This window comes from Pectobacterium sp. 1950-15, assembly GCF_037136835.1.
Taxonomy (GTDB): domain Bacteria; phylum Pseudomonadota; class Gammaproteobacteria; order Enterobacterales; family Enterobacteriaceae; genus Pectobacterium.
Map to the genome: position 1 here is coordinate 56585 of NZ_JBBBQR010000004.1, position 21511 is coordinate 78095.

Here is a 21511-nt window from a genome sequence, read left to right on the forward strand (position 1 = left end):
GAAGTAAGGTGGCAGCAAAAGTTGACACATCTGTATGTTTTTTCCACGTCAATAGTGAAACGGAATTATGGCAGCGGCGTCGTGGCCATCGTCACAATGGTTCGAACGCCTTCCAGGTAGTTACCGAGACGTAAATTCTCATCAAAACTATGCTGGTTATTATCGGCATTCACCAAAGGAACGATGACGTAAGGCACTTTCAGCACGCTGACTGCCCCACTCATTGGCAACGTTCCGCCCATCATACGGTTCTTCTCCGGTGCGATGCCACGCGGCGCGGTTGTGGTCGCGACTGCCCAGCGCCCCAGCGGAGAATCGATCTCGGTTCTGGCCGCATAAGCACTGCTCGGATACGCCGTCAGATGAAGGGAAATCAAATGCGGATACTGCTCGCGCTCAGCCTGCGTAGGTGCTTCACCGGCAATGATATGAAAACCTTTGCTGGCGATATACTGGCGTAACAGGGTATACATCTCATCCGGCGACGTCTCCGGCACGGTGCGAATATTCACGCTGGCCGTTGCGGTTGACGGAATGGCATTAGCCGCTTTTTTGCCTGTATCGCCCGCTTTAATGCCGAGAATATCCAACGAAGGATATTGCACGGCCTCTGCCGCATTGCTGGCGACCTTCTCTAACTGAGCCACACCAAAGCGTTTTTCCAACGAACCCGCAGGTGGTGCAGTCTCAGCTACCTGTTTTTTATCGCTATCGCTAAGCGTGACGCGGTCATAGTAACCGGGAATCGTGACCTTACCGTCCGCATCTTTCATGCTGGCGAGCAGCGTAACCAGATTTTGTACCGGATTGGGAATGACATTGCCATAACCGCCGCTGTGCGCCGCCGCGTTAGCACCGAAAACTGTCATATCGATTTGAATGGAACCACGGTTGCCGAAATTGATGCCAGGGCGATTGCTGGACGGCATCGCGCCGTCATAAATCACCATCCCATCACTTTTCAGCAGCCTCAAATGTTCGGCCATCACCGTCGTCAGGCCGGGCGAGCCCTTTTCCTCTTCGGAGTCCAGCAGCACTTTGATGTTAACCGCGGGTTCAACACCCTTATCTTTCATGGCGTCCATGGCGGCGAGAAACATCGCGATCGGTCCTTTATCATCGGCCGATGCCCGGGCGAAGAGACGCCATTCCGGGTTGATATCCCCTTTCAGAAGACGTGACTCAGGCAGCGTCTGCCATTTGCCCGCAGCATCTTTTTCTTTCAGCACGGGCTGCCATGGTGGCGTTTGCCATTCGGTCGGATTCACGGGCTGTCCGTCAAAATGCATGTAAAACAAGATGGTTTTACGATCGTCTCTTGGCGTGCCCAGCTCAGCATAAACCAGCGGTTTATCACCATTCGCCAATTGCTGTGTGGTGAAGCCGCGCTTCTGAAAAGCCTTTTCCAGCCAGTCAGCATTGCGCTGGATATCCGCCGGCACGGCAGCATCATTTGGCAGCGTGAGTAATTCGAGATATTCAGGAAAGCTGTGTTGCGCATAACGCTCAGCATCGGCAGGTGTCAGCACCAACTGTGCGCTGGCAGGTAAACAGAGAATGGCGGCCGACAGCGACAGTGCCGCCAGCGTCAATTTTTTACCGGGAATCATAAAAACGTCCTGTTATATAGCGATGAGGAGTTTTTATCCTACACACGATTCTGTCATAGCGGTACTGTCTGCCGTACCGGTATTCTGTCTATACCCGTCATACTTCAAGTTGCATGTGCGTTGGCTGCGCTACTCGGCACACTGGCGTGTACCTCGCCCCGTTGGGGTCGCTGCAAGCAGCGTTCAAATCTGCCTCTGGCAGATTTGTCACTCACCCGAATCACTTACCTGAGTAAGCTCATCGGGATTCCTTCTCTTGCCGCCTTCCTGAAACTCGAATTATTTAGGGTATATATTAACGGACTATCGCGCGGTATCACGCACCGGGCTAATGGATTGCCCTTCGATGAAGGAGTGAGGGAACTGCCGCGACTGTATAAGATAGTCCTTACGGGTCAGTTTCATAAGAATTTCTCTTGCCCCGTATTCCGCCATTTCTTTTACCGGATAAACCACGCTATCAATATGCGGTGCCAGATATTCAGTAAGCCCGAAGCTGTCAAAAGAAATAACCGAAATATCGTCAGGAACAGACAAACCCTGTAAGCGTAGCGTTTTTAATCCTCCCGAACAGGCTCGCTCACCACAATATACAATGGCGGTCATATCGAGTTTTCGTTCTATTAATTTTAACGTCGCTTTCTCACCAAAGGCATGATCATAGCTGCCTTGAATATAATATTCGTCGTTCCATTCTTTATTCACCGCGCGAATGGCATCAACGCAGCCTTTTAATCGTTGAGACGCGCTGTGACGCGACTCGGGGCCACCAATTACCGCGATATTTTTATGGCCTGCTGCAATCAATTTATTTGTCGCATCAAACGCAGATAAATAATGATCGAATGAAACCGAGTGAATATCCGCTGAACCAGAGGAATCGAGTAATACTACAGGTTTATTTTCCGTATAGGCTTTAATCGTTTCGGTTGATAAATGGCGGGTATAGAGAAGAAATCCATCACAGTTAATTTCATCCAATTTTCTTAATGCATTTTCTTCTTCAGCTTGACCGGCGCTTTCCAGCACCATGAGCATCTTTCCTTTGGCATTCACTTCTTTATGAACCGCGCTCATCACCGAGCCAAAGAAGCCTGACACGTTGTTAGGAATAAGCATGCCTATCACGCCGCTACTTTTGCTCACCAAAGAACGGGCGCTTAAATTGGGTTTATAGTTCAACAGCCTAATGGCATTCTCGACGCGTAACTTTGTCTCTGCCTTAACTTTTTCCGGCTCGTTAAGTACGCGAGTTACCGTTGCGCGCGAAACATTTGCCATCCGTGCCACATCGACTATTGTTGACATAGAATTCCATTATAAAGAAAAGCAATGCCTGACTGCGGCACTGCTTATTTACTATTAAATTGGCTGAAACTATTACACTTTATCGCGATAAACTTCAATCATTTCTTTGATCAAGTCATTCGCCAGCATCGAGGTCATTAAATGATCTTGTGCATGCACCATAACTAGCGTGACGGGGATTTTACCTTCCCCTTCATCCATACCGATCAATTTAGTTTGCACGCCATGCGCTCGGCTTGCCGCCTCTCGAGAACGAAGCAATGCATTATCACAGGCTTCCCATTCGCCTTTTTTCGCATGCTGTAATGCGATCATCGCTTCGCTTTTACTTTCTCCCGCATTGGTAATGATCTCCATTATTTCCAATTCAAGATCCATAACGTTACCCTCTTTCAACATTAAATTATCTGTTACGCTTTCGATTCTGCTTCTTGCGCTAAAAGCTGCTTTTCATATGCCCGGTAAAAAGGGAGCCAAATCACACAAGAAATAGCGAAATTAGTCAGCACTAAGAGTATTGGCCCAAGTGACCATCCGGCCGCCCACGGCGCGCCTAAAATAGAAGGCGTCGTCCAGGGAACGATAGACATTGGCTTATCAACAAACCCCGAACTCAATGCAAACCAGGCGACGGTTGCATTAATTAGCGGCGCACCCACGAAAGGAAGCAGCATCAGAGGATTCATGATAATTGGCGAACCAAAAATAACGGGTTCATTGATATTAAAAAACGAGGGAACGACGCTCAATTTTCCGATCGAACGCAAATGCGCGGAACGACTGCGCAAATACATGATCACCAGCGCAAGCGTAGAACCACAGCCACCAATAACAATATAGAAGCGCCAGAATGGATCAACGAAGCTATGGGGAAGCGCCTGCCCTAATTCCAGCGCCGTTTGGTTAGCTGCAATATTCGCCAGCCAGAACGGTTGCAGTAAATTGGTCACGATAGCGGCACCATGAATACCGCAGAACCATAGCAGGTGGGAAACCAGTACACAGATGAGTATTGCCGTTAAGCTATCGGAAGCAGCAACAAACGGTTTGAAGGCAGCCATAATCACTTCAGGCACCAGCATGCCCGTAAAGTGCTGAATCAGCAGCGATAAGGGATAGAGCGTCGCAATCATCACCAGTACAGGTACAAGTAATTCAAATGACTGGGCGATCTTTTCCGGCACCTGCTCCGGCAAACGAATAGTCAGGTTTCTGGTTTTTAAAAACCGCATTAGCTCGACGGAGTATATCGATGTCAGCAATGCCGTAAAAATACCGGTTCCTCCCATAAATGCCGCCGGAATGCTGCCGTTGGTAAAAGGCGCGGCAACAATAAGGAAAGAACAGAGTGACAGTAATCCGCCCATCAGCGGGCTAAGATTATAACCCTGTGAAAGGTTATACCCGATCCCAACGGCAATATAGATGGTCATAATCCCCATTGTCATGCGGAACGGCATCATGATTGCGTCTTTATTATTGGTCGCGAACTCCAACCATATCTGCCCTAACGTGAACGTCGTATCTTTTGAAAAAGGCGGAAACGCCATAATCATCAAGAAGCTGCCGACAATCATGAAAGGCATAGCGGAAATAAAACCATCGCGAACGGCAAGCACATGCCGTTGTCCACCAATACTCCCGGCTAAGGGTGCAATTTTTCTTTCAATAAAAGAGATTACATTATTATAGATGCTCATTATCATCCCCCTGGTGTTGACAAAATTTTATGCAAGCAGGCCGAGGGCGAATTTAAGTACATTATCGCCTTTCATCATGCCGTAATCCATCGGGTTTATTGCCTCCACTTTTTTGTTCTTCTGTGCGGCAATTTTCTTGAACTCATCCAGTTTATATCTTACCTGAGGGCCTAATAAACACAGGTCGTATTGCTCAATCCCTTCGTTGAATTTCTCTAACGGGAGCGCGGTCAGTTCCACATCAATATTTTCTGCCGCTGCGGCTTCTTTCATTTTTTTTACGAGCATGGATGTGCTCATTCCTGCATTACAGCAAAGGAAGATCTTTTTCATTTTTTCACCTTAGCAAGTTTTATTTATTGAAAAGTATGCTTTTTAAAATTCGATAAATAATCGATATTTAACGTCACACCTAAACCTGGCTTCATTTCACCGACGGTGAAATAGCCATTTTTAGCCTGTGGTTCTAAAGCCTCCAGCACAATGTGGTAGCGCTCATCCTGCCAATAGGGAAACCACTCTTGTATTGGTACATTTGTCGTGCAGATATCAAATTGAATACAGGCCGCGGTTAAGATTGGCCCTGAGGCGTTATGCGGTTGAACCTGGATCTGATGTGTTTCCGCATAAGAGGCAATTTTTTTCATTTCCGTGAATCCGCCAGCCAGCCCCATATCTGGCTGAATCAGCTCGAATACGCGATTTTCAATAAAAGGGGCGAAGTCAAAGCGGGTATATAAGCGCTCTCCGCCAGCCAGCGATAAATTAACGCCTGCTTTTACCTCCAGACTTGAATTGATTAATAATGTATCCGTCGGCTCTTCATAAAAATAAGGATTAAATTCTTCTAATTTTTTTCCCCATTTAATGGCATCAGAAACACTCAGGCAGCCGTGCAGGTCGAGCATAATATCGACATGTTCACCCACGGCCTCTCTGACGGCTTTCACCCGAGCAACCGCCATATCTCCCCATTCTTTACTGATAGGACGCGATGGCGTTGATTTCTCACCCGTTGGCGACATTTTGAAAGGATCAAACTTTAATCCGGTATAGCCGTCGTTGATCACCTTCAGTGCTTTTTCCGCAAATTCTTCAGGCCGCCAGGCATCAAAATACCAATGGTTGGCATAAAGCCGGATAGTATCGCGGCATTTCCCTCCCAGCAGTTGGTAAACTGGGACGTTTAATAGCTTGCCTTTGATATCCCACAGCGCCATATCTATTGCGCTAATCGCACCATAAATCGCCAGCGAGCGCCCTCTTCCCCAATAGGTATTATCAAAGCACTGCTGGAAAATTTTCTCAGAATCGAATGGCGATTGCCCGATCAGGAATTTTTTCGTGAGCGCGTCTAATATCGGAATGACCGACTTAGCGCCCACGCCATAACTCATCGCCACTTCGCCAATCCCCGTCACTCCCTCATCGGTTTCAATCTCAACAACGATAAGATTGTGTGCCGGTGCACGGTGCCTTAGATCCACATCGTAAACATTTAACTGCGTAACTTTCATAGTTCACCCCGAATACAGCCTGCGGGCATTATGTGCACGTTCACATTCTCATTCAAGACTGAAAAAACGATCAAGATCACAGATAAAACACAAATGTGAACGTGAACATTATTATATTAATGGATGTTTTCTGCGTGACTGTATGGAGAATAAACAAAAGAAAAGGAAGGGGATTCCCTTCCTCAGACCGTTGACAAGCCTATTTGTGCAGAACGAAAACGGGAGTAACGGACGATCTATCCGTTACTCCCGCTTGGCGACCACCTTTGTCAGCTATCCATTACTACGCTCGATATGCTTTTCACCCCTAACGCCCTTTTTGCAGCGTTTCTTTCACCTGACCAATAAGCTCGCGGCGGAAATCACCGAGACGCGGTTTGTCATCCAGCCACGGCAGCGGGCGGCACAGTTCCATCGCTTTGATGCCCAGACGCGCGGTCAGCAGCCCTGCACCAATGCCCTGTGCGGCACGGGTTGATAGCCGCGCGGCAAGATCCTGCGACATCCAGTCCATGCCAATTTCCCGCACCAGCTCTGAGGCACCGGCAAACGCGATATTGACTAGCACCAGCCGGAACAGGCGAATGCGGCTGAAATAGCCCAGTTCGATACCGTACAGCGCGGCAATACGGTTAATCAGGCGCAGGTTGCGCCAGGCAATAAAGGCCATATCCACCAGCGCCAGCGGGCTGACGGCGATCATCAAGGTGGATTCCGCCGCCGAGCGGCTGATTTCACGCCGTGCTTGCGTGTCCAGTACAGGCTGAACCAGACGTGCATAAAGCTCCAGCACTTCGCGGTCATTATGGGTTTCATGGAGTGAAGCCTGCCAACGCTGTATCGCTGGATGGCCGCTATCGAGCCCTGCCTGCCGCGCCAGCTTTTCACAGAACTCACGCCCACGCCCGACACCATGGCTGTGTAGCAGATCGCGGGCCACGTCGCGCTCTTCCGCACGTTCCCGAAGGCGATAGAGCCGTCGCCACTCGACGGCCAGCGAACCGACGCCCGCCGCCACAATCAGGCTACCCGCGGTAATGCCACCCAATGCGATCCAATCCTGTTGCACCCAGGCGTTATGTAGCGACTGCACGCCCTGCGCCAGCGCGCTGACGCCAAACAGCCCTATTCCCGCCATCACCATACGCCGCCACAGGCTGCGCTTCGGCCGCAGCGCCGCGCTGATCGCCTCTTCCGCAACCCCTTCTTCCGGCACTTCCTCTTCGCGGCTGATGGGGGAAAATGGCGTACCGCTCTGCTCGTCAAATGCTAACCCGGCACGCAACTGCGGTTGCGGCTCTTGCGGTAAAGCATCATCGAACGTGACACGGGGTTTCAGTGGCTCGTTCATCGCAATTTATCCTTTAACAAAAAGTCCATGACCGTATCCAGCCGGATATGCAGCAACGGCGTGTCTACCGTCATTTCTCGCGGACGGAATTGATCGAAATGGAAGCCCTGCGTTTGCCAGAATGCCGCCCCCGGTAAACGCGCGGGCACTTCACCGGGATAGACCGTCAACGGCTGGCCGTCGCTGAGCCGATGTCCTTTCAGCGCCGGTATTTTCTGGCCCTGATGATCGACGACGCCACTCTGCGTTGACTGGATCGACGCAATGCCTTCACAGCGCATATCGATGCCTTCAAACGCGGCGTTCTGCCACGCTTCTTGCACCAGTTGCTGAAGCAACGACACCAGATTGGCGTGCTGATCGGCGGTAATGTGATCCACTTTACTCGCCGCAAACATCAGCTTGTCGATACAGGGCGAGAACAAACGGCGGAACAGCGTGCGTTTCCCGTAATGAAAACTTTGCATCAGTTGGGTCAGCGCCAGTCGCATATCGTTAAACGCGTGAATACCGCTATTGAGCGGTTGCAGGCAGTCAACCAGAACAATCTGCCGGTCGAAGCGCACGAAGTGATCTTTATAAAATCCTTTGACGACCGACTGACAGTAATAGTCAAAACGCTTACGCAGCATGCCGATGTTGGTTTTCTCATCCGCCTGCGCCAGCTTAGCTTCACCGATCTGATTCACCTGCGGCCAGGGGAAGAATTGCAGCACCGGCGCACCCGCCAGATCGCCCGGTAGCACAAACCGCCCCGGTTGAATAAAGTGCAGCCCTTCCTGTTTGCAGCGATGCAAATAGTCGGTGTAAGCCTGCGCCACCTCGGCAAGCTGATTTTCATCCGCCGGAGCCAGCGGATCAATTTTCTCACACAGCGCCAGCCAGGGCTTTGCCCACTCGGTGCGTCCCCCTTGCAGCAAGCCGCTCATTTGCTGCGACCAGCTCAAATAGGTTTGTTCCAGCAGCGGCAGATCCAGCAGCCATTCGCCGGGATAATCGACAATTTCCAGATAGAGCGTCGAGGTGTCTTTGAAATGACGCAGCAACGAATCTTTAGAGCGGTAGCGCAGCGCCAGACGAATCTCACTCACGCCGCGCGTCGGTGTCGGCCAAGCCGGCGGCGAGCCATACAGCGCCGCCATGCCTTCATCATAAGCAAAACGCGGTACACCCAGATCGCGCTGCGGCACGCGTTTCACCCCCAGCAAACGCTCTTCGCGCACGGGAGAAAACATCGGCAAGTGTGCACCGCTGTGGGTATTCAATAATTGATTGACGAACGCAGTGATAAACGCGGTTTTGCCACTGCGGCTCAACCCAGTGACGGCAATCCGCAGGTGGCGATCCACTCCGCGATTGACCAGAGAGTTAATTTCGTTCTGTAGTCGACTCATCGAATGAACTATCACTCCTTTGGTTGAGAGATATATCGTATCAATATAATAAAATCAGACAAACGCCTCACGCTCACGCCGATATAAGTTCAACCACGATCACCTATCTCATACCGTATTTTTACCGCCAAAATGTAAATAAACGATAATTTTAAGACAACTCTTAGCAAGCAATAAGACAACTCTTAGCCAACAAATTGTTAACGTATATAACCTGAAATTGTACCAAGTAACCAATTGTTTCTGGAAACGAATAGTGTCCCAATAACAATTAATAATTCAGGTTAATTAATTATGCTACGGAATGCGTCATTCACTGACGGGTATCAACCTGCGCGTCTCAGCCCACTTGCGCTATTTATTTTATTGACCATCTCAGCAAGCAGCTGGGCGGCAGATAATAATCTGACGCCTCTTGCCGCACCGAACCGGGTGGATGAACAGCTAAATATCAACCAGCAGGATCGCCAGCGTGCGATGCAGCAGCAATTAGCGCCGCAGACGCCTGATGTGCGTTTGCAGCCCCCCTCCTCGTTCTTTACTACGTTGCAGTTTCCGCAGGAGCAACAGTGCTTTACGCTGTATCACATCATACTGACCGGCAAAGACGATTTCCCCTCCTGGCTGCGTATCCCGCTGCAACAGCTGGCCGATCAGGGTAAAGGCCAGTGCCTGGGCGCTCAGGGTGTCAACCTGCTGATGAGCGCGCTGCAAAACCGTCTGATCGACCATGGCTACGTCACCGCGCGCGTAATGGCACCGCCGCAAAACCTGAAAACCGGCACCCTGCATATCACCCTGATTCCGGGCAAAACGCGCCAGCTCAAACGGACCAAAGAGAGCGATCGCTACGTGAGCCTCTGGAGCGCCCTGCCGGCACGTGAAGGCGACCTGCTGGATTTGCGTGATATTGAGCAGGGACTGGAAAACCTGCAGCGCGTGCCCACCGTACAGGCAGAGATGGCGATTGTACCGGGCGAACAGCCCGGCGAAAGCGACATTGACGTCACCTGGAAACAGGAAAAAATGTGGCGTCTCGGCGCGACACTCGATGATTCAGGCACCGAAACCACCGGTCGTTATCAGGGCGGCCTGACGCTGTATATCGATAATCCCTTCGCACTCAGCGACTTGTTCTACATTTCCGGCAACCATGACCTTGAATCCGGCAGCGAAAAAGGCAGCAAGAACTATATGCTGCACTACTCCGTACCGTTCGGTTATTGGATGGCGGGCGTCACCGCCAGCGGCTACGACTACAACCAGAATGTGGCGGGCGCCTATGAAGACTACAACTACAGCGGCAACAGTAAAAACCTTAACTTCCAACTGAGCCGGGTGCTGTACCGCAGCGGCAGTCAGAAAACCTCAATGAGCTATGAAATTCTGACGCGCGAATCGCAGAACTTCGTCAACGATACCGAAGTGGATGTGCAGCGGCGTAAAACCAGCGCCTGGCGTCTGGGCCTCCAGCATCGCCACTATTTCGGCGCCACCACCCTTGATGCCGCCGTGAGCTACCAGCGCGGCACCCGCTGGTTCGGCGCGATTCCGGCGCAGGAAGAGTATTTCGATGAAGGCACCGCGCTGGCGAAAATTATCCAGTTGAATGCACAACTCGATATGCCGTTTACGCTGGGCAATCAGACCTTCCGCTACAACGTGCAGTATCTGCGCCAGATCAACCATACCAAACTGACGCCACAGGATCAGCTGTCGATTGGTAACCGCTGGACCGTGCGCGGCTTTGATGGTGAACGCACCCTGACGGCCGACAACGGCTGGTTCGTGCGCAACGATCTGGCCTGGCGCACCCCGCTGCCTAACCAAGAACTGTATCTCGGCGCTGACTACGGCGAAGTGGACGGCACGCGTGATTACCTCGCAGGGAAACATCTGGCGGGCGGCGTGCTTGGTCTACGCGGTAACGCCTTTAACACCGGCTACGACCTGTTTGTCGGTATGCCGTTCTCCAAACCGGAAGGTTTCCACACCAGCCCGGTCACCCTCGGTTTCAACCTCAGTTGGCAGTACTAAGGAGGTGCGTGATGAAGATTCCTGTTAATGGCTATCAGTTAACCGCCCCGCTGCTCGGCGGTCAGTTCAGCGAAGCGGAGGCGCTTGGCGCGGCAGTCTGGCTGTGGATGCATTCGGAACAGCACCGCGATATTCCGCTCAGTGTGCTGCCAACGCTGCTGCTTCCCGCCATCAAACATCAGCAGTTTGTTATCGCCAGCCGCGATGACAAGCCTATGTTTTTCCTCAGTTGGGCGTGGATGGATGAAGACGCGGAACAACGCTACCTCACCGGCCCCGGCATTCTGGTGCAGCCGCAGGACTGGACCAGCGGCAACCGCCTGTGGTTCCGCGACTGGGTCGCGCCCTTCGGCGATCAGCAGGCATTTCGTCGCATCGTCGGCGGCACGCTGTTTCCCCACTTATGTGGCCGTGCGCTGTACCACAAAGGGGCGGAACGCGGACAACGGGTACTCCAATTCCGTGGCGATGACGTCACCCAACAACAATTCAGACTCTGGCAGCAGAACACGCCGCTGGTTGCTTAACATCACTTTTAGCAGGGATAACTTTTCGTGAATAAGAACCTCTATCGCATCATTTTCAACAAGGCTCGCGGCCTGTTAATGGTGGTTTCCGAAATCAACCGCGGCCAGGGTAAAAGCGGCGCCAACGGCGTCGGCCATACGCCGAGCCAGCTGATTGGCCGCATGAAGCCCGCCGCCTTCCTGACCATGACCGCACTCGGTCTGGTCACGCTCGCGCCACAGGCGCTGGCGGCCGGAATTGTCGCCGACAAAAGCGCCCCGGGCGGCCAGCAGCCGAATGTGATGCAGAGCGCCAACGGCACGCCGCAGGTCAATATCCAGACGCCGAGCGCCGGTGGTGTTTCGCATAACAAATACACCCAGTTTGACGTCGATAACAAAGGTGCGATTCTGAATAACTCGCACAAACAGGTGCAGACCCAGATGGGCGGCTGGGTGGCGGGTAACCCATGGCTGGCGAAAGGCGAAGCCAAAATTATTCTTAACGAGGTCAACTCGCGCGACCCGAGCAAGCTGAACGGCTATGTCGAAGTGGCAGGCCGTAAGGCGCAGGTGGTCATCGCCAACCCGGCGGGCATCAGCTGCGACGGCTGTGGCTTTATTAATGCCAATCGCGCCACCCTGACCACTGGCACACCGCAAATCGCCAACGGTGAACTGCGCGGTTACCGCGTAGGCAAGGGTGAAATCGTGGTGGAAGGCGCTGGCATGGACAGCAGTCGGCAGGACTACACCGACCTGATTGCCCGTACCGTGAAAGTCAATGCCGGTATCTGGGCGAAAGATGTGACCGTCACCACCGGCAAAAACGAAGTGGCCGCCGATAACAGCACCGCCACAGTCACAAGCGCGACGGACAACGATGTCAAGCCGACGCTGGCGATCGACGTCGCCCAGTTGGGTGGCATGTATGCCGGTAAAATCCGTCTGGTGGCGACCGAGCAAGGGGTCGGCGTCAGCAACAAAGGCACACTCGGCACGCAGGCGGGTGATATCACCATTAACGCTAATGGCGATATCGTCAACAGCGGTACGATCAATGCTGGTCAGGATCTGCTGCTAGGCGGTAAAAAAGTCGATAACAGCGGTACGCTGTTTGCCCAGCGCGATCACAGCACCACCGCCAGCGACGCGGTGGCGAATACCGGCCTGATCGCCGCCAAAGGCAATACCCGTGTGCGCGGTGCCAGCATCCGCAACAGCAAAGGCGCGGCCATTGCCGCCGGGATGAAAACCGATGGCACGCTGGCCGACAGCGGCAATCTGACACTCGCCAGCGACGGTAAGCTGACCAGCAAAGGTCAGGCGCTGGCCGGTGGCGATCTGAACGCCAGCGCCAGCCAAATTGATCTCAGCGGCAGCGATACCGCCGCGCATCACGCCACGCTGACCAGCAGCAGCGATATCATCACCGACGACGCGCAGCTGCTGGCGAGCGGCGATTTGAAACTCTCCGCCGCCGGTAAACTCAGCAACGATCGCGGCGTGATTAACGCCAATGCGTTGCAGGTCAGCACCCCGGTTATCAGTAACCGCGGTGGCCAGTTACTGCAGAGCGGCGACAGCGATCTGCAACTCAGCAGCGACAGCATTGATAACCAGAATGGCCGCATCGCCACCAATGCCAAAAAATTCAGCGTACAGAGCGTCAGCCTGAATAACCAAGGCGGCACCATTATGGCAGCCAGTTCCGGCTCGTTGGAAGTTGCGGCCAGCAGTGAACTGAATAACCAGAACGGTACGCTGGCCGCCGCCAGCGATCTGGCGATCGCCACGCCGGTGCTGAATAACGACCAGGGACAGATCTCCGCCAATAAGCAGCTGACGCTCGATCAGCAAAACAGCAGCGCCCTCGCCCACGCCGCAGCCACCAGCAGCGATCTGCGTATCAGCAATGAAGGTGGTCGTCTAGTGGCAGGTCAGCAACTGACCTTCCGCGGCCGCGAGATTAACGGCAGCGGTGAAATTCTGTCGCTTGGCGATATGGATCTCAGCTTCGCGGACGGCTTCAGCAACAACAATAAAACGCTGGCAAATGGCAATCTGACGCTGAACGTCAACAACAGTTTGATTAACAATGCGCTGCTTGGCGCAGGCGGTAAGCTGAATGTGCAGGCCAGCAACATCGACAACCAGACCACTGGCGAACTAAGTTCCCAACAGACCACGCTGAACGCCAGCGATACGCTGAGCAACCGCGGCCTGATCGACGGCATATTGACCCGTATCAATGCCAGCACCATCAACAATATCGGTACCGGCCGTATTTATGGCGACGGCCTGGCGATCGGCGCAGCGACGTTGAATAACCTGGCGGAAAATAACAGCAGCGCCACCATTGCGGCGCGTCAGCGTCTCGATCTGGGCGTCGGCACGCTGAATAACCGCGACCACGCCCTGATCTACAGCAATGGTGATATGGCCATCGGCGGCGCGCTGGATGCGGATGCGCTGGCGACCGGCAAGGCAGGCGAAATTAACAACCACAGTTCGACTATCGAATCTGTCGGCAATATGGCGCTCAGCTTCACCGCGCTGAACAATATCAATGACAACTTCGCCACCAGTATGGTGCAGTTGTCCCAGAGGCAGAAAGATGAGTACATGGTGGTGGACCTGAATAATGGCGTCCACTACAGTCCTGACGACTACAACATCAGTTTCTACAAAAATGAAGTGCGTCATATCTGTATCGAAGGCGTGGTGTGTGGTCGTGACCACTATTATCAGTACAGCTACACCGAAACGGTGCGCGAAGAACAGATCGCCCAGATCGACCCGGCGAAAATCATCGCGGGCGGTCAGATTTCGCTCTCCGGCGATAAGCTGCTGAACGACAAGAGCCAGATTATTGCTGGCAGCAGCCTGCTGACGGCGGTGAAGGAACTGGTGAACACCGAAGTCACCGGTCAGAAACTGACGGAAAAAGTCGGTCAGGTCATCGAATGGGATCGTATCCATAAAAAAGGCAAAGACAGCCAGAAAGCCAGAGCGTCCGCCTATACCCCACCAGCGGAAATTCAGTCCATCAGCCTCAGCCCGAGCGTGATGAAGGAGAATACTCAGGCGACCAGCAGCGCCCCATCGCTGGCTGATTACGCCGCGCAGCGCGTGGAAGTGGCCGGACACAACACCGAGGTGATTCGTTCCATGACGCCGGATGCTTCTCTGCCAACCGGCAGTCTGTTCACCACCCTGCCGGATGCCACCAGCAGCTACCTGATCGAAACCGATCCGCGCTTCACCAATCAGAGAATCTGGCTGAGCTCCGACTATATGCTGCGCCAGCTGCAGACCGATCCGTCGATCACGCAAAAACGCCTCGGCGATGGTTTCTATGAGCAACGTCTGGTACGTGAGCAGATCGTTGAGCTGGTGGGTCAGCGTTATCTGGCCGATTACACCAGCGATGAAGAGCAGTATAAGGGCCTGATGAAAGCGGGCGTCAGCTTCGCGAAGACATTCAATCTGGTGCCGGGCGTGGCGCTCACCGCCGAGCAGATGAAGCAGATCACTCAGGATATGGTGTGGCTGGTGGCGCAGGATGTGAAGATGCCGGATGGCACCATCCAGAACGTACTGGTACCGCAGGTGTATGCACAGGTGCAGCAAGGTGATATGAACGGCAGCGGTGCGCTGCTGGCCGGTAAGAACGTTAGCATTGGCATCAGCGGCGGCATGCTGAACAGCGGACGCATCAGCGCCACCCAGTTGGTTAGTGTTTCCGGCGACGATATCGTTAACGTCGGCGGCATTATTGCTGGTAAGTCCGTGTCGCTGCAGGCGACCAACGATATCACTAACACCGGCGGCACGGTGCGTGCCACCGATACCCTGCTGGCGCAAGCCGGACGCGATATCACCGTTGCCAGCGAGACCAATCACGCCGAGAGCCAGAACGGCAGTAACCGCTTCAGCCGCGACAATATCGACCGAGTGGCAGGCATGTATGTGCAGGGTGACGATGGCAAACTGCTGCTGCAGGCAGGCCGTGATGTCAATCTGCAGGCCGCGCAGGTGGTCAGCTCCGGTGAAAACAGCCAGACGCAGATCGCGGCTAACCGCGATATCACTATGACCACCGTCACCACCGGCAGCAGCGACAAAGTCGTGTGGGATAAAGATAACCACGTCACGCAGACGCTGACTCAGGTACAGGGCAGTGAAGTCACCAGCGACGGCAATATCTCGCTGAATGCCGGCAATAATATTAACGCCCAGGCGGCAAAACTGAATGCCGATCGGCAGTTTGCGCTGACCGCCACCAATGATATCAACCTCGGCAGCGCCAGCAGCCAGGAATATCTGGATATGAATTCGAAGGTGAAAGGTTCCGGCTTCCTGTCGAAACGCACCACTACCACCCGCGCCGGTTACGATGCCACGCTGGCAAACGGCAGCAGTCTGGGCGGGGAAAATATCTCCGTCAGCGCGGGTAACAACCTGAACATCACTGGCAGCGATGTGGCGGCGGATCGGGATCTGGCGCTGCGTGCCGGTAATGACCTCAACGTCACGGCGGCAGAAGAGAGCCGCGACAGCTGGTCGATGAAAAAAACCACCAAGTCAGGCCTGATGAGCAGCGGCGGCATTGGCTTCTTTGTCGGTTCAATCAAAGAGAGTTCGACCTCCGATACTGCGGCGCTGACCCACAACAACAGCACACTGGGCAGCGTCGATGGCAATACCAGTCTGGTGGCGGGCAATAACATCGCCGTGCAGGGTTCTGATGTGATCGCCGGTAACGACATCAATATGGTGGCGAACAATATCACCATTGATGCCGCGAATAACCAGAGCACCACCGACACCACCTATGAGCGTAAACAGACGGGTCTGACGCTGGCGCTGTCCGGCGCGATCGGCAGCGCGATTAATGCCGCCTACACCAGCGCGAAAGCCGCCGATGAGCAGCAGGATAGCCGTATGGCATCGCTGCAGAAGCTGAAATCAGGTCTGGCAGGCGTACAGGCCGCTCAGGCCGCGGTACTGGCTTCGCAGAATACCGAGGATCAGAATGCCATTGGCGTCAGCCTGTCGCTGAGCACTTCAAAGTCGAAGAGCGAGAGCCACAGCGAAGCGGTTAACGCTTCCGGCAGTACCGTGCAGGCGGGCAACAATATCAATCTGGTGGCGACCGGTTCAGAGAATGGCAACGATGGCGATCTGACGATTGGCGGCAGCCAACTGAAAGCGGGCAACGATGTGCTGCTGTCGGCGAACCGCGATATCAACCTGCTGTCGGCGCAGAATGCGCAGTTGCAGACTGGAAAAAACAGCAGCAGCGGCGGCGGCGTGGGTGTCAGCATCGGCGCTGGCCAAGGCGGCGCGGGGCTCAGTGTGTTTGCTAACGCCAGTAAAGGTTCCGGTAACGAAAATGGCGATGGCCTGACGCATACCGAAACCACCGTCGACGCCGGTAATAAGCTGACGCTCAACAGCGGGCGTGACACCACCCTGCGCGGCGCACAGCTGAGTGCCGATCAGGTGGTGGCGAATGTCGGCCGTAACCTGACGCTGCAGAGTGAGCAGGACGTTAACAACTACGACTCGAAGCAGAAGAACAGCTCAGCAGGCGCCAGCTTTACCTTTGGCAGCATGACTGGCAGCGTCAGCGTCAGCGTGGCGAAGGACAAAATCCACAGCACCTATAACAGCGTTCAGGAGCAGACCGGCATCTTTGCGGGTGACGGCGGCTTCGATATCACCGTCGGTAACCACACGCAGTTAGATGGCGCCGTGATTGGCAGCACCGCCAGCGAAGATAAAAACCGTCTCAGTACTGGCACGCTGGGCTTCAGCAACATCGACAACAGTGCCGAGTTTGAGGTGTCGCACAGCAGCGTCGGCATCAGCACTGGCGGACTGGGTGCACAGGATCTGCTGAAAAATGCCGTACAGAATCTGGCGGCCAATGGTCTGGGAGCGGATGGCAGCGATGGGAATGCTTCCGGTACGACTTATGCCGCCGTTTCGCCGGGATCGCTGATTATCCGTGACCAGGCGAACCAGCAGCAGGATGTCAGCGAGCTGAGCCGCGATGTTGAGCATGCGAATCAAAGCATCAGCCCCATCTTTGATAAGGCGAAGGAACAGCAGCGTCTGAGCCAGCTGCGATTGATTGGTGACGTTGTTAATCAGGGCGTGAATATCACCCTTACCCAAGGGCAGATCATGGCGAACAGTGCCGGGATCGAAGCTGCGGGTGAGTGGGATAAGACGAAAGAGACGCGCAAAGAGTACTGGGACCGCGTGCAGAATACTGCGGCTTATAAAGATATCAGCGAGCAGTATAAGGCAGGTGGCGACCTGGAAAAAGGTATCCGCGCAGCGGCAGCCGCCATTACAGCGCTGGCAGGCGGCGATCCAGTCAAAGCACTGGCACAGGGCGCTGCGCCTTACATGACGGGTGTGGTTAAAGACATGACTGTCGGGTTTGATGAAAATCCTACAGCCGGGCAAATTGCAGCAAACGCGATTGGCCACGCAGTGCTGGGTGGCGTGATCGCTGAACTATCCGGTGGTAATGCCACTGCCGGCGCAGTTGGCGCAGCAGCCGGCGAACTTGCAGCGCGCGCAATCAAAGACTATCTCTACCCGGATACCGCAACTGCTGATTTGGCCGATAGTGATAAGAGTAAGATCAGTAACCTGGCATCGCTGGCGGCGATGCTGGCAGGCGGCGTAGCAAGCGACTCTTCTGCTGGTGCGGTGAGTGGCCATGATGCTGGCAAAAATGCAGTGGATAATAACTATCTGACCGTGAAGCAGATCGATGACTGGGTCGCTGAAGTCAAATCCTGCCAGGCTAAGGGCGGCGATTGCGGCCCTATTATGAAGAAATATCAGCAACTCAGCATCGTGCAGCAGGAGCAGTTGATGAGCGACTGCGCTAACGATCCAGATAGTTGTCAGGCTAAATATGGCAGTGTTCTTGCCAATAGTCTGGCGGTTAAGCAGGCAATTGACCGGGCAATGGGCGAAGACCTTCCCTGGAGTATGAGTTATGATTTATCTGCTCTATGGATGCATCAGATGGATGCCGATGGTGTCGTTTCCAGTAACTTCGTATCGGAAAATCTGCGAGCTAAATATGGTCTGGATCAGGTACAGGCTGACCTGATTGCAAGTGCCGCACTGGGTGCCATTACTGGCGTAGGTAAAGCAAAGTACCAGCCAAATAAGGGCGCGGTTGGTAATATGGGAGAATTTTTCAAGCAGTCAGGCTTTGGCGGCCAGATGAAGACTAGCTCGCAAAAAACCAACCAAATATTTCAGGGACAAAGTGTTTATCAGGCGAAAGGAACTGTCGGCGACCATATTGCTAAAGGTGACAAGTTCTACCTTGATGGCCTCCACAAAGATCATATTGAAGTTTTTGACAGCAAAGGAAAAGTCAAAGCCGTTCTGAACCTGGATGGCTCTTACAACGATTCGAAAACAGCTAGTGCAATTAAAGAAGGACGGAGGCTGCCTAAATGATAAATGATCTCTTTTTTGAGTTAATGAAGAACAATTTCATCGCGGTATTGAAGAAAAAAAATACATCTTCTATCGAAATAGATGACCTGTCGATTGACTACAATGGGCAACTGAATGAACAATTCCTGAATCAATTAAATTGTCTGAAAGTTCATACTGACTTACTACAAAAAGCCAGTACTGAACATGATGAACTGGCAATGCAATCAGCTTTGCTAAAGTTAAGGAGTCACGCAATGACTCTCTCAAGTTTCTTCGAGGCCATAGCTGAAGATAGTGAGGTGTTATTGAAAATGAATAACTGGCCTGAGATCCCTGAAGGTTATCAATTACCCGCGCATTATGGTTTACCAGGGAAATAATACCTAAAACCGCTGAGATGTTACGATAAGGCAAGGACGCCTTATTTATAAGGAACATAAAGTGAAAAATATCTTAAAATTTAAACTTGCTATTCTTGCATCTTTGAGCTCTGCCTGCTCCATCATGCCAAATAATGATTTTTTTGTCCCCGCCTCTCAAGACGCTGATTCAGCATGGGTTCGTATTATAGACAATACTGAACAAACCAGCATTTACCAGACCCTAAAGGGTCAACGCACTGGCGGTCTTATTCGCTCCAGTGAATGGGTTTTACAAAACACCCAGGATCGCGGAATGCCAAAAGTATCTGGAGAAAAATACGATATCGACTACTACGAAACACCATTAGTAGCAGGCGTTGAAACAGCGATAGTCAACGTTTATGTTGAAAGTAAATACTCATGCCTGATCACCACTCGCTTTATTCCAGAAAAAGGCAAAAAGTATCAGTTCCAGTTGGAAACCGATACGCTGCATTATCAATGTCGTGCGATTGCCAGCGAAATCGTGCAGGACAGTCATGGTCAGTGGAAACTGATACCTCTGCAGAATGTGCGCTACAGCGCGAAAGAAGGAAATGGCTGGCATCCGATGCACAGTGGGATCGGATCATAGAGATTGCAGCGAAAAAGCAGCGTGACGTTATCCACTCTCGACGTAAGTCGTACGGTGGATAACGTCAGCGAAAGCGTATAACCGATGACAAATTACAGGTGACGAAAGCGGTTCTGAACGCCAAACGTATCCGAGGTGACATAGCGCTCAATGCTGCGCAGGCGCTGTTCGCTGGCCTGCAATGTCGCATCCGCCTCATTCAGCAGTTGGCTGGGTGTGCGAGCCGTTTTTTCATCCTCAAATCCCATTCCCGCCGGAGCCGGATCGAGCATAAAGGTCAGAATGATGTAGGCCACGATGGTGAAAAAGAACAGGCCGAAAAACATCGACAACACCACGATTATCCGCAGGAGCTTCACCGGCACGTCAAAATAACGCGCTAAACCAGCACAAACCCCTTTCAGCATGCCTTCTTCCGGTATGCGGTATAACGTTTTACCTGACCACGTATTTTTCATTACGAGTTTCTCCAGTCCGGGTGTTCTGCATCCAGAATATCTTCCAGCGCTCTGATACGCTCACGCATGCGGTTGGACTCTTCCGTTAAGCGTGTCAGACGTTGCATATCAGTTTGTCCCAGTTGAGCACTGTTTTTACGCTGGCTGTAATGTAGCCAAAGCCATATCGGCGCCACAAACAACATGAAAATGGTCAGCGGAATGGCAAGAAACAACGCACTCATTGTGTCTCCTTAGTTATTATTCACACGCCAGTGGCTGCCGTTTTCTAACGACAGCCATCCGATGGCGTCTACGCGTTTATTACTCTGCTGGCTTAACTTTAGCTTTAAGCGCCGCCAGCTGCGCGCTGATTTCATCGTCCGCTTTCAGCTCGGCAAACTGCTGATCCAACGATTTTTGTTTCCCTAGCCCGTGGCTTTCGGCTTCCGCTTCCATCGTGTCGATGCGGCGTTCGAACTGGTCGAAACGCGCCATCGCTTCGTCCAGCTTACCGCTATCCAATTGACGGCGCACATCACGCGACGATGCCGCAGCCTGATGACGCAGCGTCAGCGCCTGCTGCCGAGCGCGGGTTTCACTTAATTTGTTTTCCAGCTCACCGATTTCACGCTTCATGCGCTCCAACGTTTCATCTACGCTTTCGGCTTCATGCTGCAATACAGCGATCAGATCAGTCAGTTTCTGCTTTTCAATCAGCGCCGCACGGGCCAAATCGTCTTTATCTTTACGCAGTGCCAGCTCGGCTTTTTCCTGCCACTGATCTTGCTGACCATGCGCTTGTTCAATACGGCGGGCAATCTGTTTCTTTTCTGCCAACGCCCGCGCCGAGGTTGAACGCACTTCAACCAGCGTATCTTCCATTTCCTGAATCATCAGCCGCACCAATTTCTGCGGATCTTCAGCTTTATCCAGCAATGAATTGATGTTGGCGTTCACGATGTCGGCAAAACGAGAAAAAATACCCATAATTACATCCTCTTCATGATTTCCAGCGTCTGATTACGCCTGATTTATCACCGTGACCAGCCGAGCCAGTCGCGATCTCCCTATAGGTATATCAATAAGCATGCCAACTTTTAGCTTCCGTTAACTAATTGAAAATTAAGGAGTAGATAATTTTGACTATTTTTCTCTTTTCGTTAGATT

Annotated in this window: 16 protein-coding genes; 5 read left to right on the forward strand and 11 right to left on the reverse strand. The window is 52.8% G+C overall.

The genetic code is table 11. From position 1 onward, the window contains the following. Positions 1–65: 65 nt before the first annotated feature. From WCT94_RS06060 to WCT94_RS06095, 8 genes are all read right to left on the reverse strand, one after another. A complete protein-coding gene (locus WCT94_RS06060; RefSeq protein WP_336868550.1) occupies positions 66–1610 on the reverse strand; it encodes a M20/M25/M40 family metallo-hydrolase in 1545 nt (514 codons plus the stop codon). A gap of 303 nt (positions 1611–1913) precedes the next feature. Further along, positions 1914–2918 (reverse strand): LacI family DNA-binding transcriptional regulator, encoded by a 1005-nt coding sequence (locus WCT94_RS06065; RefSeq protein ID WP_336868552.1) that lies wholly within the window; start codon positions 2916–2918, stop codon positions 1914–1916. Between the two features lie 72 nt (positions 2919–2990). Then, a complete protein-coding gene (locus WCT94_RS06070) occupies positions 2991–3296 on the reverse strand; it encodes a PTS lactose/cellobiose transporter subunit IIA (protein WP_319847954.1) in 306 nt (101 codons plus the stop codon). Positions 3297–3328: 32 nt separating this feature from the next. Then, positions 3329–4618 carry a PTS sugar transporter subunit IIC gene (locus WCT94_RS06075; protein ID WP_336868555.1) on the reverse strand — a complete coding sequence of 430 codons (1290 nt, stop codon included), beginning with the start codon at positions 4616–4618 and terminating at the stop codon, positions 3329–3331. Between the two features lie 27 nt (positions 4619–4645). Then, on the reverse strand, positions 4646–4951 hold the full coding sequence (locus tag WCT94_RS06080; RefSeq protein ID WP_319847956.1) for a PTS sugar transporter subunit IIB: 306 nt from the start codon (positions 4949–4951) through the stop codon (positions 4646–4648). A gap of 23 nt (positions 4952–4974) precedes the next feature. Next, entirely contained in the window at positions 4975–6135 is a 1161-nt protein-coding gene (locus WCT94_RS06085) for a mandelate racemase/muconate lactonizing enzyme family protein (protein ID WP_336868558.1), read from the reverse strand. Between the two features lie 307 nt (positions 6136–6442). Beyond that, complete coding sequence (locus WCT94_RS06090) at positions 6443–7486, reverse strand: YcjF family protein (protein ID WP_336868559.1); 1044 nt, start codon at positions 7484–7486, stop codon at positions 6443–6445. Beyond that, positions 7483–8880, reverse strand: coding sequence for a YcjX family protein (locus WCT94_RS06095; protein ID WP_336868561.1), 1398 nt, complete (start codon positions 8878–8880; stop codon positions 7483–7485). The genes WCT94_RS06090 and WCT94_RS06095 overlap by 4 nt, the downstream gene beginning before the upstream one ends. A gap of 294 nt (positions 8881–9174) precedes the next feature. Here WCT94_RS06095 and WCT94_RS06100 point away from each other — a divergent pair, with 294 nt between their 5' ends. From WCT94_RS06100 to WCT94_RS06120, 5 genes are all read left to right on the forward strand, one after another. Continuing rightward, positions 9175–10917 (forward strand): ShlB/FhaC/HecB family hemolysin secretion/activation protein, encoded by a 1743-nt coding sequence (locus WCT94_RS06100; RefSeq protein ID WP_336868563.1) that lies wholly within the window; start codon positions 9175–9177, stop codon positions 10915–10917. 11 nt (positions 10918–10928) lie between these two features. Beyond that, positions 10929–11444 carry a toxin-activating lysine-acyltransferase gene (locus WCT94_RS06105; protein ID WP_336868564.1) on the forward strand — a complete coding sequence of 172 codons (516 nt, stop codon included), beginning with the start codon at positions 10929–10931 and terminating at the stop codon, positions 11442–11444. Between the two features lie 27 nt (positions 11445–11471). Further along, positions 11472–18926 (forward strand): hemagglutinin repeat-containing protein, encoded by a 7455-nt coding sequence (locus WCT94_RS06110; RefSeq protein ID WP_336868565.1) that lies wholly within the window; start codon positions 11472–11474, stop codon positions 18924–18926. Then, on the forward strand, positions 18923–19288 hold the full coding sequence (locus WCT94_RS06115; RefSeq protein ID WP_336868567.1) for a hypothetical protein: 366 nt from the start codon (positions 18923–18925) through the stop codon (positions 19286–19288). The genes WCT94_RS06110 and WCT94_RS06115 overlap by 4 nt, the downstream gene beginning before the upstream one ends. Before the next feature lie 61 nt (positions 19289–19349). Continuing rightward, positions 19350–19904 (forward strand): hypothetical protein, encoded by a 555-nt coding sequence (locus WCT94_RS06120; protein ID WP_336868569.1) that lies wholly within the window; start codon positions 19350–19352, stop codon positions 19902–19904. Between the two features lie 92 nt (positions 19905–19996). Here the strand turns inward: WCT94_RS06120 and pspC are convergent, their stop codons facing one another. The 3 genes from pspC to pspA form a co-directional block, all read right to left on the reverse strand. Further along, positions 19997–20362, reverse strand: a complete 366-nt coding sequence (gene pspC / locus WCT94_RS06125; RefSeq protein ID WP_015840550.1) for an envelope stress response membrane protein PspC — start codon at positions 20360–20362, stop codon at positions 19997–19999. After that, complete coding sequence (pspB, locus tag WCT94_RS06130) at positions 20362–20586, reverse strand: envelope stress response membrane protein PspB (RefSeq protein ID WP_336868570.1); 225 nt, start codon at positions 20584–20586, stop codon at positions 20362–20364. The genes pspC and pspB overlap by 1 nt, the downstream gene beginning before the upstream one ends. 79 nt (positions 20587–20665) lie before the next feature. Then, positions 20666–21331, reverse strand: coding sequence for a phage shock protein PspA (gene pspA / locus WCT94_RS06135; RefSeq protein WP_010276756.1), 666 nt, complete (start codon positions 21329–21331; stop codon positions 20666–20668). Positions 21332–21511: the final 180 nt, after the last annotated feature.

Bases quoted from the DNA above. Each gene is read 5' to 3' on its own strand.
- WCT94_RS06060 (WP_336868550.1), bottom strand. From the start codon at position 1,610: ATGATTCCCGGTAAAAAATTGACGCTGGCGGCACTGTCGCTGTCGGCC.
- WCT94_RS06065 (WP_336868552.1), bottom strand. From the start codon at position 2,918: ATGTCAACAATAGTCGATGTGGCACGGATGGCAAATGTTTCGCGCGCA.
- WCT94_RS06070 (WP_319847954.1), bottom strand. From the start codon at position 3,296: ATGGATCTTGAATTGGAAATAATGGAGATCATTACCAATGCGGGAGAA.
- WCT94_RS06075 (WP_336868555.1), bottom strand. From the start codon at position 4,618: ATGAGCATCTATAATAATGTAATCTCTTTTATTGAAAGAAAAATTGCA.
- WCT94_RS06080 (WP_319847956.1), bottom strand. From the start codon at position 4,951: ATGAAAAAGATCTTCCTTTGCTGTAATGCAGGAATGAGCACATCCATG.
- WCT94_RS06085 (WP_336868558.1), bottom strand. From the start codon at position 6,135: ATGAAAGTTACGCAGTTAAATGTTTACGATGTGGATCTAAGGCACCGT.
- WCT94_RS06090 (WP_336868559.1), bottom strand. From the start codon at position 7,486: ATGAACGAGCCACTGAAACCCCGTGTCACGTTCGATGATGCTTTACCG.
- WCT94_RS06095 (WP_336868561.1), bottom strand. From the start codon at position 8,880: ATGAGTCGACTACAGAACGAAATTAACTCTCTGGTCAATCGCGGAGTG.
- WCT94_RS06100 (WP_336868563.1), top strand. From the start codon at position 9,175: ATGCTACGGAATGCGTCATTCACTGACGGGTATCAACCTGCGCGTCTC.
- WCT94_RS06105 (WP_336868564.1), top strand. From the start codon at position 10,929: ATGAAGATTCCTGTTAATGGCTATCAGTTAACCGCCCCGCTGCTCGGC.
- WCT94_RS06115 (WP_336868567.1), top strand. From the start codon at position 18,923: ATGATAAATGATCTCTTTTTTGAGTTAATGAAGAACAATTTCATCGCG.
- pspC (WP_015840550.1), bottom strand. From the start codon at position 20,362: ATGAAAAATACGTGGTCAGGTAAAACGTTATACCGCATACCGGAAGAA.
- pspB (WP_336868570.1), bottom strand. From the start codon at position 20,586: ATGAGTGCGTTGTTTCTTGCCATTCCGCTGACCATTTTCATGTTGTTT.
- pspA (WP_010276756.1), bottom strand. From the start codon at position 21,331: ATGGGTATTTTTTCTCGTTTTGCCGACATCGTGAACGCCAACATCAAT.